The sequence below is a fragment of the Sphingobacterium spiritivorum ATCC 33861 genome, assembly GCF_000143765.1.
Taxonomy (GTDB): Bacteria; Bacteroidota; Bacteroidia; order Sphingobacteriales; family Sphingobacteriaceae; genus Sphingobacterium; species Sphingobacterium spiritivorum.
Window position 1 is genome coordinate 1 of the sequence record NZ_GL379780.1, and the last position, 17,325, is coordinate 17,325.

General features: G+C 39.8%; 17 protein-coding genes and 1 pseudogene. 8 read left to right on the forward strand and 10 right to left on the reverse strand.

The window, feature by feature from the left end; genetic code table 11:
* Positions 1-882 (reverse strand): annotated as a pseudogene (locus HMPREF0766_RS21375) (hypothetical protein); the annotation flags it as partial.
* Positions 883-916: 34 nt separating this feature from the next.
* A complete protein-coding gene (locus HMPREF0766_RS21380; protein ID WP_003002195.1) occupies positions 917-2,806 on the reverse strand; it encodes a S9 family peptidase in 1,890 nt (629 codons plus the stop codon).
* A gap of 124 nt (positions 2,807-2,930) precedes the next feature.
* Here HMPREF0766_RS21380 and HMPREF0766_RS21385 point away from each other — a divergent pair, with 124 nt between their 5' ends.
* Positions 2,931-3,215, forward strand: coding sequence for a DUF4286 family protein (locus HMPREF0766_RS21385; protein ID WP_003002198.1), 285 nt, complete (start codon positions 2,931-2,933; stop codon positions 3,213-3,215).
* Positions 3,216-3,222: 7 nt separating this feature from the next.
* On the opposite strand, the gene HMPREF0766_RS21390 is transcribed toward HMPREF0766_RS21385, so the two are convergent.
* The 6 genes from HMPREF0766_RS21390 to HMPREF0766_RS21415 form a co-directional block, all read right to left on the reverse strand.
* A complete protein-coding gene (locus HMPREF0766_RS21390; protein ID WP_003002200.1) occupies positions 3,223-3,627 on the reverse strand; it encodes a DUF983 domain-containing protein in 405 nt (134 codons plus the stop codon).
* A 3-nt stretch (positions 3,628-3,630) separates the two neighbouring features.
* Positions 3,631-3,891 (reverse strand): hypothetical protein, encoded by a 261-nt coding sequence (locus tag HMPREF0766_RS21395; protein WP_003002201.1) that lies wholly within the window; start codon positions 3,889-3,891, stop codon positions 3,631-3,633.
* A gap of 28 nt (positions 3,892-3,919) precedes the next feature.
* On the reverse strand, positions 3,920-4,606 hold the full coding sequence (locus HMPREF0766_RS21400; RefSeq protein WP_003002203.1) for an RluA family pseudouridine synthase: 687 nt from the start codon (positions 4,604-4,606) through the stop codon (positions 3,920-3,922).
* 176 nt (positions 4,607-4,782) lie between these two features.
* Positions 4,783-5,796: an MlaD family protein gene (locus HMPREF0766_RS21405; protein WP_003002206.1), complete on the reverse strand. Its 1,014-nt coding sequence runs from the start codon at positions 5,794-5,796 to the stop codon at positions 4,783-4,785.
* 5 nt (positions 5,797-5,801) lie between these two features.
* Positions 5,802-6,578: an ABC transporter ATP-binding protein gene (locus HMPREF0766_RS21410; protein ID WP_003002208.1), complete on the reverse strand. Its 777-nt coding sequence runs from the start codon at positions 6,576-6,578 to the stop codon at positions 5,802-5,804.
* Between the two features lies 1 nt (position 6,579).
* Positions 6,580-7,338, reverse strand: coding sequence for an MlaE family ABC transporter permease (locus HMPREF0766_RS21415; protein ID WP_003002209.1), 759 nt, complete (start codon positions 7,336-7,338; stop codon positions 6,580-6,582).
* Between the two features lie 262 nt (positions 7,339-7,600).
* Between HMPREF0766_RS21415 and HMPREF0766_RS21420 the strand changes: the two genes are divergently transcribed.
* The 3 genes from HMPREF0766_RS21420 to HMPREF0766_RS21430 all read left to right on the forward strand — a co-directional run bounded on the left by HMPREF0766_RS21420 (position 7,601) and on the right by HMPREF0766_RS21430 (position 11,057).
* Positions 7,601-9,022 (forward strand): DUF6600 domain-containing protein, encoded by a 1,422-nt coding sequence (locus HMPREF0766_RS21420; protein WP_003002211.1) that lies wholly within the window; start codon positions 7,601-7,603, stop codon positions 9,020-9,022.
* Between the two features lie 158 nt (positions 9,023-9,180).
* Positions 9,181-10,353 carry a nicotinate phosphoribosyltransferase gene (gene pncB, locus HMPREF0766_RS21425; protein WP_003002214.1) on the forward strand — a complete coding sequence of 391 codons (1,173 nt, stop codon included), beginning with the start codon at positions 9,181-9,183 and terminating at the stop codon, positions 10,351-10,353.
* Entirely contained in the window at positions 10,353-11,057 is a 705-nt protein-coding gene (locus HMPREF0766_RS21430) for a class I SAM-dependent methyltransferase (protein ID WP_003002216.1), read from the forward strand. The genes pncB and HMPREF0766_RS21430 overlap by 1 nt, the downstream gene beginning before the upstream one ends.
* 55 nt (positions 11,058-11,112) lie before the next feature.
* Here the strand turns inward: HMPREF0766_RS21430 and serS are convergent, their stop codons facing one another.
* A complete protein-coding gene (gene serS / locus HMPREF0766_RS21435; RefSeq protein WP_003002218.1) occupies positions 11,113-12,384 on the reverse strand; it encodes a serine--tRNA ligase in 1,272 nt (423 codons plus the stop codon).
* A 177-nt stretch (positions 12,385-12,561) separates the two neighbouring features.
* Here serS and rsmI point away from each other — a divergent pair, with 177 nt between their 5' ends.
* From rsmI to HMPREF0766_RS21455, 4 genes are read left to right on the forward strand one after another with little or no spacing between them, the layout of a single operon-like run.
* The gene (gene rsmI / locus HMPREF0766_RS21440; protein WP_236590416.1) at positions 12,562-13,227 is read left to right on the forward strand and encodes a 16S rRNA (cytidine(1402)-2'-O)-methyltransferase; all 666 of its coding nucleotides are present in this window, start codon (positions 12,562-12,564) and stop codon (positions 13,225-13,227) included.
* A gap of 37 nt (positions 13,228-13,264) precedes the next feature.
* Entirely contained in the window at positions 13,265-13,975 is a 711-nt protein-coding gene (locus tag HMPREF0766_RS21445) for a PH domain-containing protein (RefSeq protein WP_003002223.1), read from the forward strand.
* A gap of 3 nt (positions 13,976-13,978) precedes the next feature.
* Positions 13,979-15,592 (forward strand): apolipoprotein N-acyltransferase, encoded by a 1,614-nt coding sequence (lnt, locus tag HMPREF0766_RS21450; protein WP_003002224.1) that lies wholly within the window; start codon positions 13,979-13,981, stop codon positions 15,590-15,592.
* A gap of 31 nt (positions 15,593-15,623) precedes the next feature.
* On the forward strand, positions 15,624-16,766 hold the full coding sequence (locus HMPREF0766_RS21455; RefSeq protein ID WP_003002226.1) for a cysteine desulfurase family protein: 1,143 nt from the start codon (positions 15,624-15,626) through the stop codon (positions 16,764-16,766).
* A gap of 87 nt (positions 16,767-16,853) precedes the next feature.
* Here HMPREF0766_RS21455 and HMPREF0766_RS21460 read toward each other — a convergent pair whose 3' ends face one another.
* Positions 16,854-17,297: a copper resistance protein NlpE gene (locus HMPREF0766_RS21460; protein WP_003002228.1), complete on the reverse strand. Its 444-nt coding sequence runs from the start codon at positions 17,295-17,297 to the stop codon at positions 16,854-16,856.
* Between the last annotated feature and the right edge of the window lie 28 nt (positions 17,298-17,325).

Sequence of the window (17,325 nt, forward strand, 5' to 3'; positions counted from 1 at the left end):
CTCTTTCTTGATAAAGGATTCGGAAGTACTGAAGGTTATCTTATAGTCTGAAAGTGCTCCCGGCAGCGAAACTTCTGTATACAGATACGGCTTCTCACCAGTCAGATTGACACTCACCAGGGGTACGATTTCTATATGTTCATACAGATTCGGATAGACATTTGTGATCTTGATCTTTCGAGGATCTATATAGAATACAAAAAGATCCTGATCATAGGTTACCGGTTGCTTAATAGCTCCTCTTAACAATTCACGATATGAAACAAGATCTCCGATACGGGGAATATTCATATAAGCTATCTTGCCGGGAGTCATATCATAAAAGATCTTAAAGATCAGATTGTCAGTAAGCTTTGTAGAATCATTTACCCGGTCCAGAAAACTAACCAGCTTGACAGTCATATTATTAAAGTCGTCCGAATAATTTTTGAGGTTATTATCCTCCATACGCTTTGAGATCAGGTGATGATTTTCATTAAGAGAATACGAAAATACAGACCTTGACTGTATAAGGAGATTATTGTATTTGATCTGATATCCTTCTTCTTCATCGTTGGTGATGGCGATATCATAAAACATCGTTTCTCTGACAAAAGGATATTTCCGCAAAATATTATCGATCATACCCCGTGCTTCATTTGTATCCAGAAAACCCTGGTAATACGAAATTTCAGGAATTCTGTTTTGGAAGAAGTCATTAAAAGGCACTAAGGATTTATCATATACCTCAACCTTACGGTTAGCAAACTCGCTATCGACAAAGTTAGAGATCATCGTTCGCGCAAAGAATACAGACACCACATAAAGTATGGTCACAAATACCACAAAGGCAATAAGTAAACCAATATTTTTACGGTATGTATACTTTGTTGAAGTACTCATGCGATATAAACTTTGTGCATACTAAGATTTAGGATTATTTTAAATATTTATTCAGAAAGACTTCCAGTTCCTGGTAATAAGAAACAATGTTCTCTTCATTTTTAAACCGTCTTCCCTCGTCATCTTTAACAATATACTGCACAGGTACATTATTATTTTTGAGACGTTGTACGAATTGATTTGCATCATTTACAGAACTGAACTTGTCTCGTCCGCCCTGAACCATAAAAATAGGTATTTTTACTTTATCCGAATGAAAAACCGGTGAAATAGCCTTAAAGAGATCGGATTCGGTCTCCGGGTTGCCCACAACCTGATAATAGAACTGTACATAAGGTTTGAAATAGGGAGGCACTTGTTTAAAATAGGTAAACAGATTAGTATAACCTGAATTTGAAATAGCACACGCGTACAAAGAAGAGTTAAAACAGGCTGCATATAACGCAGAATAGCCTCCGAAGCCATTCCCCATAATAGCGATCTTATTACGATCTGCAATACCCTCATGAATAAGCAGCATGACACCATCTGTAATATCATTCTGGATCTTGCCACCCCACTCTTTGAAACCTGAAACCCAAAATTTCTTGCCATATCCCACAGAGCCCCTATAATTCATCTGGAATACTACATAGCCTCTACTAGCCAGGAATTGTACTTCAGGCTGAAAACCCCAGTCAACACGCCCATTAGGACCATCGTGCGGGATGACAACGACAGGAAGGTTCTTTCGGTCTTTATGCAACGGATAGGTAATATATCCCTGAATGGTCAGTCCGTCCCGTGTCTGATAGGTCATAGGTTCCATCGCTGACATCTGACGGTTGGCAATTTTAGGATTCAGATCTGCCAGTTTGATCAATTTATCCTCAGCAACATTATAATAGTAGACCGCTCCAGGATTCTGATCGGTATAGCTTTTAAAGATAAAATGATTCAAGGAAGAGTCACGGTCTATAAAATCAATCTCTGCCTGATCAACTTTCGCCCTGATCCGGTCATTTACCTGTTTGACCTTCTCGTTAAAAAACACACGTGTTTCTTTATTAAGGGCAAAACCTGCATATACCATCTCATTCATTTCATTAGAATAGCCGGTAGAATTGAGATCGACATCCGGATGACCAAATATTTCTTTTATTTCTGTTCCGCTTGAGGCATCATATTCGACCAGTGTCAATTTATCGCGACCTACATTAGAAAGCGCATAGATCTTTGAGGAAGATCCCTTGACAAATCCTAAAGGCAGAATATTGGTCTCAAAATCATTTGTTACAATCTCTTTAAAAGGAGTTTTCTGATTTGGACGATACAGGATGGATTCTTCTACACTATCGCTTGTCAAAGCCAGACGAACTTCCCCGTCCGGAGAACCATACCAGGAAATAACATTACCGGGATTTTTATCCAGCAACTGTTTTGGACGGCCATCCAGAAAGACCCTGTAAATATCAAAAACTGAGGAATCACGTTCATTAATCGCTGCCAGCAGACTGTTATCTTTTAATACGATAGGATTTACCCATCTGAGTCTTCTTTTTATAGGCTTAAAAAGTGGAACAGATGCTTCTGTATGGACATCTATAGCGAATAATCTTAAGCTGTCTTCGGGAGATTGTGTGTTGGAATAAACGATTTTATCTTTATTTGCCCAGAAGAAATACTGAACATTCATATCAGCCTGATATGTAAGCTGCTTTGATTTGGATTTATCCTCCAGATTAAGAATAAAGATATTCTTACAATGATTCTCCAGACCCAGATATGCAATCTGTTTCCCGTCGGGAGAGATTTTAAAGTTAGTTTTTTCGGGTATGGCAAAAAAGTCCTGCACAGGGATTAAGTTGCTCTCACTTTTGTTTGTGCAACCTACCCCGATCAACAATAACAGACACGCAATTGCATTTAAAACTAATTTACCCATATATCAGAAGTCCCTGTTTCAAATATTCAAATTATAAACGATAACTCAAGGATATGCAACCTTATTTTTACATAAAAACGAATACAAAATCAGAGCTATCAACAATTGTTGGTACATTTGTATTATGTATTTATATAACATCTCTATCATCACAGAAGATTCAGTTCATGCCGAAATAATGGATTGGGTAAAAACAGAAATTCTTAGTCAAAATGAATATCCGGCCAAATTCCTGGCGCTATTAAATTCGCCACATGAAGGTCAAACCCATTGCATTCAACTGGTAGTGGAAAAAGAGCAGGATATTGAGACCTTTAACGCGAAATATCTGGTCCCGTTTCAGGAATTCATCTCGACCTCTCATCACGGCAAAGCTTTTATATTCGACAGTATTATGAAATATCTATAATCCTGAATTATTGTTTTTCGACATCCGCAGCTTCTTCCTCATACCTTGGATTGTAGGAAATCTTGGGTGTCATATAATGCAACAATACTAATCTTGAATATCTGAAATTAAAAGGGGCAAATACCAGTGTGGTAAAGAATAAGACTCCCAGATATAACCATGGTGATTCACTCCTGGTGATAATATAGGTAGCAACAGCAAGGCTCACTATCTGAGCAACTGAAAAGGCGTAGCTGACATACATTGCCGCATAGAAATACCCCGGTTCTACCTCAAATTTGACTCCGCAAACCGGACAAAACTCATTCATCTTTTGTTTACGGAATCCGTAGGCCTTACCTTCAAAAACTTTACCTACGCGACAACGCGGACATTTAGAATGTGTAAGGGCAGAAAATTTTGATGTAGCCATTCGTTAAAAATAAACTTTCTTGTCATTCTGTTTACGGAACTTCTTATACCACAGAAATCCCACTCCTGCAACTATGATAAGCGGCACACCCAAAAGGAATAATACACCATCATTCAATCCGTTACCCTGCGTATTACCGTTTTTTGTACCATTCTCCGCATTTAGAGAACACATTGCGCATTGTGCCTGTGCTGTAGAATCAGGAGTTCCAATCCATAATAGCACACAGGAAATAAGAACAAAAAAGCGATTAACTATTTTCATATCACAAAGTTAATTATTTTTAAACCGATTACAGTAATACATTAAACTTTTCCCAGAATCCATCCACTGGCAGGCCAGCAACAATTTTCATGGGCTCATCTTTGACAGGATGAACAAAAGACAAACTTCTGGAATGCAAACAAATGCTTCTGCGCAGACTTCCACGCGGATATCCATATTTATTGTCTCCGACAATGGGACATCCCATTGTTGACAACTGTATTCTGATCTGATGTGTACGACCAGTCTTAGGTTTCACATGAAGCAGGTAATATCCTTCCAGTTCACCAATAACTTCGTAATCTAATTCAGCATAACTGCTTCCTTTTATCTCTCTGTTGTACGCTTTTGTAATCATTTTTTTGCGGTCACGTACTAACCAGTTCTGCAGTTTAGCAGACATTTGTTCCGGTTTATTTCGTACAACGGCCAGATAAGATTTTTCTACATCGCGGTCATGAAACAACTTGTTCATACGATCCAATCCTTTACTGGTCTTCGCAAAAACAATCAATCCACTAACCGGTCTGTCCAGACGATGTATCACACCTATAAATGCATTTGGTTTTTCATATTTACGCTCCAGGTATTCTTTGACCATCATATCCAAAGATTTATCCCCCGAATCATCCACCTGCACAATATCACCGGCACGCTTATTAATTGCTATGAGGTGATTATCCTCATAGATAACATCTTTATCCGTAATCTGCATAATTATATAAATCGAGTACAAAAATAGCTCAAATAAACCAAAAAGAGCCTATCGAATCCACTTATGTACATAAATAGCTTCTCTATATCAAATAAAAATCCTGAAGCTTGTCTGTATATAAAAAGACAGGCTTCAGGATGGACTTAGAATCTTTATGTTTTAAACTATAAATAGACCTATTTAGAGCTTCCTGACAAGGCCTTTAAACTATCAGCTTTTGCCTTTTCCTTTTCTTTCTGCTGTTTTTTAAAGAAACCTCTCAACAGAAAGTTACTCTGCATAGCTTCCATATTCTGATCCAGCTTAGCGGTACTCAAATTCAGATTACGCAGAATCTGTTTGATTTCTGCTGCACCTTCAGGGTCATTTGTCAAAGCTCCTACTACATTATTTTTATCGTTCAGACGCGCAGATGTAGCATTAAGATTGCTCATCAGCGCACTTGCTGTCTGGGTTACCCCCTGCAATTGGGCTGCTGATTCTCTCAGACTTGCAAATACAGCTGTATCTGTAGAAAGCTGATGAATTAATCCCTGATTATTGTTCAGTTTATTAGTTACCGCCACCAGGTTATTGGAAGCCTGATTAGCATTGGTCATCAGTTTATTAAGATTGTCTAAGGATTTGCTTAACGAGACCACCATAGAAGAATCTGTCAACATTGCTCCTACCATTCCTTTGCCATCCACAAGATTCTGGGATAACACCGCAAAATTACGGGTAATCTCAACCAGATTATCATTATTAACCGATAATGTAGCCATCATGGCTTCCATATCGGTTCCTTTTGCCGAGTGCAGGATATCTCCGTCCTCAATAGGTTGAGCAGTCTGTGAACCTCCGACAAGGGTAATGATAGAATTACCAATCAAACCATCAGATCCCAATTTGGCAACTGCATCTTTACGGATAAATTCACTGGATTTTGCCTCGATACTCATCACCACCTTTACATATTTAATGCTTTCGAAAGAGATGTCTTTAACTATACCTACCTTCACACCCGAAAACCAGACGTTATTTCCGACTTTCAGCCCTTTTACATCCTCAAATTCGGTTGTAACAGTCAATGTCTTTGTAAACTTCTTTTGTTGTCCTCCCAATGTCAATATACCGGCTATGAGGATAATCAAGCCGATAAGAACAAATAGACCTACTACTAATGTGCGTTTATTTTCTGCTGCGCTCATATTTCTTAAACTATAAAATTGTAATCATAAAACGCTTTCACACGTTTATCATCTGTGTCAAATATTTCATTAAAACTTCCCTGTCTTTCAAATCTGCCATCCAGCAGCATCACAATACGGTCACCTACAGTTTTGGCACAGGCCAAATCATGGGTAATAATAATAGATGAAGTTTTATATTTTTCCTGCACCTCATTAATAAGGCTGTTGATCTCCAGACAGGTGATGGGATCAAGACCTGCGGTAGGCTCATCATACATCATTATATCCGGTCTCAAAATCAGGGTACGTGCAATGCCGATACGCTTCCGCTGTCCTCCGGACAATTCAGAAGGCATCTGATTGATTGCCTGCGATAAGCCCACCCCTTCCAGTACATCTTCTACTTCTGCATTAATCTCTGCACGTGTCAGGTTTCTTTTATTTCGTACTAATGGAAATTCAAGATTCTCCCGTACTGTCATACTATCATAGAGGGCACTGTTCTGAAAAGAAAAGCCTATCTTCAAACGAAGTTGCTGCAATTCTTTTACACCCAGTTCTGTAACAGATTGCCCTAAGACATGAATACTGCCCTGATCCGGTTCCAATAATCCTGAAATCAACTTAATCAAAACAGATTTACCAGTACCTGAACGTCCCAAAACGACCAGATTCTCTCCATTGAAAAGCTGCAGGTTTACATCACGCAGGACATCAAGCGTTCCAAATGACTTACTGACATTCTTAACATCAATGACCACATCACTGTAATCAATATTATAATCATGCTTCTTTTCCATATTACGTAAAAGCAGCTAAAATTTGAACAATCAATATCTCCTCAATAAACACGATAAACATCGAAGCTACTACAGCACTGTTTGCTGCTTTTCCGACACCTTCAGTTCCTTTTGACGAAAAATACCCACAATAACTACTGACAGCGCCAATCGTAAATCCAAATACAACAGCTCGGAATACCATCGCAAAAATATCTTTATAAGCGATCGCTTCAAATACCTGCGTAAAAAAGCTTAGAAAACTGACATCATCTTTACTTGCAATACTTAAATATCCTCCCAAAAGACCTATACCTGCAGTATAGAAACAGAGAATGGGTATACCAATGGTGGTCGCCCAGACACGGCTCACGATCAAAAATTTAAACGGATTGGTCCCGGATACTTCCATGGCATCTATCTGTTCTGTCACATTCATTGAACTTAACTCGGCACCGATCTGTGACCCTACTTTACCGGAAGCAATAAGTGCTGTCACCAGTGGAGCCAGTGCGCGGATAATGGCAATGGAAATCAATGAGGGCAACCAGGATGTTGCTCCGAACTCTTCCAATGAAGGTCTGGATTGCTTTGTAAAAACAAAACCAACAATAAAACCGGTAACACTGATCAAAGGTAAAGAGCGCCAGCCTATTTCATAGCATTGACGGATAATCTCTTTTATCTCAAACGGAGGACTTACTACTTCCTTCAAAAACCGCATCAAAAAACGGTGGATATTAGCAAACTCTATAAGTAAATTTCTTACTTTATTTTTCATTTACGCAACAAATTGCTTGTACTATTCAATGTATACTCTCTTTAAACAGGCTGTAAAGGTACTAATTTCTACTTTTCATTCTAATCAAAAAAGACCAAAAACACCTTTACCTTTCAATTAACATATTTCAATGACAAAATGTCGGCCAATTTGTTTGATCATGCTGAAATAAAAATTAAAGAGCTCCATTTTAAACCTATTCAAATGTGCGCAGTCCTACTGATAAAATTAACAAAAGGATTCATCTTTTAAATTGAAGAATATGAAAGGGCTAAAAAAATCAACATTATTTATTATGACCATATTTGGTCTCATAAGCCTTTTTTCCATATCTGCAGCCAGTGCTCAGGTAAGAGGTGGGGTATCACTGGATTTGTTTTACGATGAGTTATCTCCTTATGGTAACTGGGATGATGACCCTACATACGGTGAAGTATGGTATCCTGATGCAGGTCGCGATTTCAGACCCTACTCCAGTAATGGATACTGGGCAATGACCGAATACGGCAATACATGGGTGTCGGATTATCCCTGGGGCTGGGCTCCCTTTCACTATGGTCGTTGGGTGTATTCCAATTACCGCGGATGGGGATGGATTCCCGGATACGAATGGGGACCGGCATGGGTAGACTGGCGCTCTGGAAACGGATACTACGGATGGGCACCAATGATGCCTTCTGTAAACGTAAATATCAATATTGGTATTGGTAATTTATGGGTATTCCTGCCTTCCCGTTATATCTTTGACCGTCATTTCCACAATCATTATGTACATGATTACGGGCGTGTATACAACAGAACAACTATTGTTCATAATACCTATGTAGTCAATAATAATCACTACTATGGCGGGCCATCCCGCAGAGACATGGAACGTTCAAGCGGACGTAGTATCACAGTACGAAATATGAGAACAAGTGATCGTCCGGGAAGATCCAGTGCCGACAGCCGTTCGGTCTCTATATACCGTCCGGACGACAGAGGTGACAGCCGCAGCAGTGATCGTCAGGTAAACAGAAGCAGCCGTGAGTCTAACAGAAGTAATACAGGTGTAGACAGAGGAGAGAGCCGCGAATCTAACAGAGGTAATGCAGGCGTAGACAGGAGCCGGAATGCAGGAGACAGAAGCCGCAATACAGATATTTCTTCTAATCGTACAGATCGTGGAAGCCGTACGCTGTATATTGACAAAGATGGAAATGCTACATTGCAGAATGGAAACAATTCCAGATCACGCAGTAATGATAACAACGGAAATACAAACCGTACCGAAAGAAGCAGAGAGGTACAACGTAACAATGATGTCCAGACTTCCAGACCTTCCGAACGTCAGGCCGGAAACAGACAGGATCGCTCTCGTCAACGTGAGGCTTCTACTGTAGAACAAAATCGTGTTGAAAGACAGAATCAGTCCATAGACAGACAGCCGAGATCTTCACGCGGTCAGTCAAATGAAAATATGCAAAGAAGAGAATCTGCTCCGCAGAACCGTCCTTCTATCGAAAGAGGAAATTCACAACCTCAAATGGATAACAGAGGACGCAGCAGATCTGCGGAAAGAGCTCCGCAGTACCAGCAGGCAAGTACAAGAGCCAGCGAACAAAGAGTCAGTACTCCTGCTCCCAATCGTGCTGAACGTGGAAGTGCGTCATTAGGAAGCAGCAGAAGCAGCAGAGGTAGATAATAGACATTTAATTGAAATAAATTTGTGAGAAAGAGGTATTGCATTTATGCAATGCCTTTTTTGCTGGTATTTAATTACGTTCAAAAAACAAGAGTTTGTTATAACTTTTTGTATTTTTAATCTCTTTTAATACAATATATAGTATTGCAGCATACAGAATGGCGAAATTAACATCTATACTTGACAACGATTTCTATAAGTTTACCATGCAATTTGCAGTGGTCAAATTGTTTCCAAAGGCAAGAGCTCGTTATCAGTTTATCAACAGAGGTAAGCATAAGTTTCCTCCGGGTTTTGACAAGTTACTTACTGAAGCCATACATGAGATGGCGAGGCTGAAACTTACAAAATCAGAGAAGTCATTTTTTGCTGAAAATTGTCCCTATATTGATCCCACCTATTTTGATTTTCTGGAAGGGTACCGCTATGATCCGGACGAAGTAACGGTACTGCAGCAGGGGACAGATATTTCGGTGACGATCGAAGGCTATTGGTACCGTACTATTCTTTGGGAAGTACCCATCATGTCACTTATATGTGAATTGTTCTATGAAGCTACAGGGGCTCAAAGGCTGGATGATGATGAAGTCATCTCTATTGCCAAAGAAAAGATTCTGAAATACGATAAACTGGGAATTACAATTGCAGACTTCGGTACACGCAGACGTTACTCCTACTATGTACACAATCTGGTTGTCGAAACGCTAAAAAAATATGGTCAGGGAACTTTTATCGGTTCCAGCAATGTACATCTTGCTCAGGTACATAAAATAAAAACTATCGGTACACACGCACACGAATGGTTTATGTTTCATGCCGCCAAATATGGTTATAAGATGGCGAACCATTTAGGATTAGAACACTGGTCGGAGGTCTATCGGGGGGATCTCGGTATAGCTCTGGCCGACACCTATACTACGGATGTTTTTTTCAGGCAGTTTGATAAAAAACTATCCAAGTTATTCGATGGTGTAAGACATGACAGTGGTGATCCTTTAGTATTTGCGGACAAGACAATAGCCCATTATGTCAGAAACGGAATCAATCCGCTTTCCAAAACTATCACATTTTCGGATGGTCTGGATTATGACAAAGTGGAGAAAATATCAGCATACTGCAAAGGTAAGATCGGCTATTCCTTTGGTATAGGTACTAACTTCACCAATGATGCAGGTCTGCCTGCAATGAATATTGTACTGAAGATGACAGAAGCCTATCCGGAAGAAGGAGAATGGACACCGGTCATCAAATTATCCGATGAACCTAAGAAACATACTGGTGATCCGGAATCTATATATCTGGCAAAAAAAATATTAATGATAGAAGATTGATGAATAGAGATGTATACGGGGAGGCTCTTCAGGATTATTTTGCAACAGGTGAGACAGCATCTCCCCTTCTGTTGCATAGCAGCTATGGAGATATAGAAGAAATGCCGGTAGATATATTCTACCGCGAAGAAGAAGATTTCACAGAACTGGAATTTATTGCACTTTCATTATGTGATGGCAAAGTACTGGATGTGGGAGCGGGCACAGGTGTACACGCCTTATACCTTCAGCAAAAGGGCTTTGAAGTGGACGCTTTGGAAATATCGGAGACTGCATCTCATATTATGAAACAAAGAGGTATAGATACGATTATAAATGATGATATCTTCAACGTCAAAGATCAGAAGTATAATACATTATTATTTCTGATGAACGGCATAGGATTGGCAGGTGATCTGGAAGGATTCAGAAGATTACTCCGACACGCTAAATCTTTATTGGATAATAGGGGCCAGCTCCTGTTTGATTCTTCAGATATTTCATATTTATATGAGGAATACCGTATTAAAAGACCTGATTACTATTTTGGTGAGATCAATTATCAATATGAATACCGGGGAGTAAAAGGTACTCCGTTTAAATGGCTTTATTTGGATCAGCAAACACTGATTAAAGTAGCACGTGAAGAAAACTGGGTTGTTCAGATCCTGTTTGAAGATGATCAGGATCAGTATCTGGTACGAATGGAGCCTCGTCAGAACTAAGAAACAATATTAAATAGAAAAGGGTGGGATAAAATTTTATCCCACCCTTTTCTATTTAATCGATATACTCAAACCCTGTATATGGTACCAGAGCTGCCGGAACTTTAATTCCTTTTCCTGTCTGATTGTTTTCCAGTAAGGAAGCCACAATGCGCGGAAGAGCAAGAGCTGATCCGTTCAATGTATGAGCTAATTGCATTTTACCCTCTTCATTTTTGAAACGTACTTTCAGACGATTTGCCTGATACGTTTCAAAATTAGAGACTGAAGAAACTTCCAGCCATCTTTTTTGCGCTGTGCTGTACACTTCAAGGTCGTATGTCAAAGCAGCTGTAAAACTCATATCTCCACCGCAAAGACGCAACACCCGGTATGGCAATTCCAGTTTTTCCAAAAGTCCCTGCACATATTTACACATTTCTTCTATTACGGCATAGGATTGATCAGGATGTACAATCTGTACAGCCTCCACTTTATCAAACTGATGCAGCCTGTTCAGCCCGCGTACATGTGCTCCGTAGGAACCTGCTTCTCTGCGGAAACACGGTGTATAAGCACAATGACGGATAGGGAAATCTTCTGCTTTTACGATAACGTCTCTGTACATATTTGTCACTGGCACTTCTGCGGTCGGGATCAGATAAAGATCGTCCTGACCTACGTGGTACATCTGCCCTTCTTTGTCAGGCAGTTGCCCTGTTCCGAAACCGGAAGCTTCGTTCACTACAATAGGGACCTGCACTTCTTTATATCCCACTTCTGCAGCCTGATCAAGAAAGAAGTTGATCAACGCACGTTGTAACCTTGCACCTTTTCCTTTATACACCGGAAATCCAGCTCCTGCGACCTTCGTTCCCAATTCGAAATCGATAATATCATATTTTGCAGCCAGTTCCCAGTGAGGCAAAGCATCTTCATCCAGACTAGGCACATCCCCTGCTGTATAAATCACCTCATTATCTTCGGCAGTTACTCCTGCCGGAACTGAACTATGTGGCAGATTAGGCAATTGTACAATTTTATTGTGCAGTTCCTGTTCTACTTCACTTAGCTTTTCAGTCAGTTGCTTTACTTGCTCCTTATATCCGGACGATAGCGATTTAACAGTTTCAGCTTCTTCTTTTTTACCTTGACGCATCAAATCTCCTATTTGTTTTGCGGCAGCATTGGCTTCTGCTGAAAGGGAATCTGACTCCGACTGGGTCTTGCGACGTAACTCATCCAAAGAGATGATTTCGTCAACCAAACCTAATTCCTTGAAGTTTTTCACCCCTAATCTTTCGATTACCTTATCTCTGTTTTCACGGATATAATTTAATTGCAACATACTGTTTATGTATTTAATAATCACCAAAGATAAGAAGAGCTAAGAATATACAGAAAATGAATTCATAAAAGGTTTGAATTCAGCCTTCATTACCTCACTTTTCTCCTACAAATGGCCAAATATAAAGTCCCTCATCAGCGACATACGTCTTTTCACAAAAAACCTTTACCTTTGACTATGTTATATTTAGTTCCCACGCCCATTGGCAATCTTGAGGATATGACTTTCCGTGCTATTCGTGTATTGAAAGAAGCTGATCTGATTCTTGCTGAAGATACACGGACCTCTGCTCCCTTACTCAAACACTTTGGTATCGACAAAAAGGTTTTTGCACATCATCAGCATAATGAACATAAAGCCGTAACGGAGATTATCAGATTTCTTAAAGAGGGACAGCAGATAGCCCTGATTTCTGATGCCGGCACTCCTGCTATTTCAGATCCCGGTTTTCTATTAGTCAGAGCTGCCCTGAAAGAAGGTCTTGAAGTACAATGTCTGCCGGGAGCTACAGCATTTGTACCTGCGCTGGTAAATTCAGGCTTGCCAAATGACCGGTTTTGCTTTGAAGGTTTCCTACCCGTCAAAAAAGGAAGACAAACCAGATTAAAAAATCTTACGGATGAAAAACGCACAATGATTTTTTATGAGTCACCTCATCGTTTGCTCAAATCTATAGACGAATTTATTGCTGTCTTTGGAGAAGAAAGACAAGGCTCTATTTCCCGTGAGCTGAGCAAAATGTATGAAGAAAATGTTAGGGGAACATTAGCATCGTTAAAATTACATTTCGAAAACAATCCAATTAAGGGAGAATTTGTAATTTGTATTGCTGGATTAGAATAGTTATCATATTTTGTTATTCATTCAAATAATTTAGAAAATGATTATTGATAAATATATACAAGACGGACAAGACGTCAAGGTAGTAGAGAAATTAGTAGATAAGTTAAAGGATATGCTCACTGCCGGTGAACAGATAGACTACATTGCATTGCAGAAAAAACCTGCAGTGACCATATTACCGGATAGTATTGCGGTGAGCAGTAAACGTATCTTCCTGTGCGAGTTCACTAAACTTGGTTTAGCGACCAATTTTGAGATTTTCAGCTGGAAAGACATCAAGGATATTGCTTTTAAAGAAGAGATCTTCGGATCTAAAGTAACTGTTATTCCATTCACAGGTGAAAATCTTAGTATCGATTATATCCCGAAAATTCAGGCCCGCAAGCTTTATCAGCTTATAAAAGGAGCTTTGGAAAACAGCAAAAAGGAAGAAATACAGTCTGAAAAAGAAAAGATTGTGATCTCAACGCCTGTTGCGCCGGTTATAGAAGTAAAAAAGGAAGAAGCACCTGCTCCTGTTGAGCCAAAATCTTTTTATGAAGAAGCCCCTGCTGAGCCGGCTGCACCTGTAGTGAACAGCTATGTCGCACCTGCTTACACTCCCCCTGCTCCGGAGCCACCGGCACCGGTAGAGGAAGAAGATGAAATCACGCAAAAACTGAAGAAACTCAAATCGTTGTTTGATAAGCAGCTTATAACACAAGCGGAGTACGAAAACAAAAAGAATGAACTATTGTCTCAATTGTAATAAGTGAAAAATAACTATTTACTGGCACTTTTAAGTGCCTTTTTACTTTGGCTGGCATGGCCTCCTATACCATATACAGGCCCCCTGCTACTGATTGCTTTTGTACCATTACTACTGGCTATAGAAAATGTAATCCGAAGCAGCGAAGTAAAAAAGGGGCGAAAAATAGCAGGACTTGCTTTCATCACAGGTTTTCTGTGGAATACAGCAAGTATCTACTGGGTATATAACGCCATGAGTGCGGGGCTTCCGGCATACGCAGCATTACCCATTTCCCTTATTCCGTTCGGACTTGCGCCCTTGCTGATGACCATAGTTTTCGGACTATACTACAGACTCCGCAAAAAACAGTCTCCTGTATGCTCATTGATCGGACTTACCGCTTTTTGGATATGTTATGAATATCTGCACCAATGGTGGGATCTGGCATTCCCTTGGATGACGCTGGGGAATGGCTTTGCAGCTACTCACCCCCTTATCCAATGGTACGAATGGACAGGTGTATACGGCGGGTCTGTCTGGATATGGGCAGTCAATATTCTGGTCTTTCTGCTTGTATTGCATAAACGTAACATACAGTCACTCACTAAACCAAAAAGGACTAATATTGCGCTGATAGCTGTACTCTTCATACCAATCGGAGGATCTTTAATCCGATACTTTACGTATGAAGAGCATCTTAACCCTTCGCAGGTAGTAGTGACGCAACCTAATATAGATCCTTATCAAAAATTCGGGAGTATATCTCCTGAAGAACAGCTGAAAACGCTGATCAGACTTTCGGAATCAGTAGCAAAACCTAACACAGAATTCTTTGTCTGGCCCGAAACTGCCATTTCAGCGAGGGGATGGATAGATGAAGATAACTTCAGGCAATACCCGGCTTATGCAGAAATATCATCTTTTCTGGATAAGTACAAAAACGGTAGTGTATTATCAGGTATCGAGAGCTACCGTATGTATACGGATCAGCGTACAGCTACCGCACGCCCCTACGGGACTCAATTTGTAGACAATTTTAATGCAGCAGTATTTATAGATAACTCATCCAAATTACAATTTTATCATAAATCCAAACTGGTTCCCGGTGTAGAACAGATGCCTTTCGGGTCGGCATTGAGCTTTTTAAAACCTTTATTTGCTCAATTTGGCGGAACAACCGGAGGATATGGAAAGCAGGATGAACCAAGTGTCTTTTATGCTGGCAGCGGAATCGGGGCAGCACCTGTAATATGTTATGAATCGATATGGGGCGACTATGTCGGACAGTACGTAAAACAGGGTGCCCAGTTCATCACAATTGTTACGAACGACGGCTGGTGGAAAAATACTTCAGGTAAAGATCAGCATCTGGATTATGCCAAATTAAGAGCTATTGAAAACCGCAGGTGGATAGCCCGTTCGGCTAACACCGGAATCTCTGCTTTTATAAATCAGAGAGGAGATATTATCCAGCAAACATCATGGTGGGTTCCGGCAGCACTTACTCAGGAAATAAATCTCAATGAGAATATTACATTCTATACTGGTAATGGTGATATTGTAGTTATCCTCGCTTTACTGTTAGGTCTGGCTGGAATTGTCTTGTTGGTCGTCCCCGGAAAAAAGCGACTTTAAAAATTTAATTCTTATTTATAACTTTGTTCTTATGCAAATTTATTTTGATAACGCTGCTACTACACCCTTAGACCCAGAGGTCATTAAAGTGATGGTAGAGACTATGCACGAAAACTTTGGAAATCCATCCTCTATTCATGCACATGGTCGCCAAGTAAAGACGATAGTTGAAAAAGCCAGAAAAACTGTGGCTAATCTACTCCATACATCACCTTCCGAAATATTTTTTACTTCCGGAGGTACGGAAGCGGACAACATGGCTATCGTGAGATCGGTAATAGATCTCGGGATAACGCATGCTATTACTTCGCCATTAGAACATCATGCCGTACTTCATACACTGGAAGAATTACAGAAGGAAGGTAGGATACAACTGAATATTCTTAACGTAGATGCCAAAGGAAATGTAGATCTCGAACAACTTGAACAACTTCTGGCTTCAAATCCGCGTACTTTTGTCTCACTGATGCATGCAAATAATGAATTGGGAAATTTAACGGATATACAAAAAGTAGCCGAAATATGTCATCAGTACAATGCCGTATATCATGCGGATACAGTACAGACAATGGGACACTACAGACATGATCTGAGTCAGTTGAAAATTGATTTTATCACCGGAGCGGCACATAAATTTCATGGTCCGAAAGGTGTAGGTTTTCTGTACATCAACGGAAAGAATAAAATTAAACCCATGATTTATGGAGGCGCTCAGGAGCGTAATATGCGGGGTGGCACCGAAAATGTATATGGAATAGTAGGACTTGCAAAAGCTTTGGAATTGTGCTATAATGAAATGGAAATACATCAGGCACATATACAAGGTATTAAATCCTATATGAAAGAAGAGCTGATCAAGGCTATTCCTAATGTAAGCTTTAATGGGGAGACTGATCCTGAAAAATCTCTTTATACGGTACTGAATGTATCTTTCCCATGCACAAATATGGCTGACATGCTACTATTCAGTCTGGATATCGAAGGCATTTCATGTTCTGGAGGCAGTGCATGCAGTTCAGGATCAGATATAGGCTCACATGTACTATCTGCTATCCGAGCAAGCAGCACAAGACCATCCGTAAGGTTTTCATTTTCAAAAAATAATACAAAAGAAGAAGTTGACATTGTGGTAAATAAACTCAAGGAGTTGTGTAATCAGGATGTTTTAGTTTAAAAACTATACACTATTTACAGGAAATGCCGTTTATCAGAGATTGATAAACGGCATTTCCTTTTTAACAACAGTGAGATCTATATATATTTATTCTTCAAATTTTGCAAGACGGTATTGATCTGCCAGATCGCCCTTGATATCATTTCCGGAGAGATCCAACTGAGATAATTGATCGTCCAGGATTCTGAATTTGTAATCTATTCCTTCCAGTGTCAAGGTATTGGCATGCATTTTCCAACGTCCGCTTTTCACAAAATTTTCGTCGCTTTTACCAAGGTATTTTGTACTGAGCTGATAGGATTTATCTGCATTAATATGCAAAATAGTCTCGATTCCGTCACAATCTGCACAAGGTAATATGCCCTTATACTCCCCTGTAAACTGATCAGACTTCTGTTCGATTGTTCCATCCGGTGAAATGCTATATGCTGCATCATTTGATCGCTCTGTTTTATTCTGGCGGTTGTTGATACAACTACCAAGAATAATAAAGAGTAGTAATGTTGCAAGGATATAGACTCTAGTTTTCATTTTTGTGCATAAGGAACTGTTACTATGC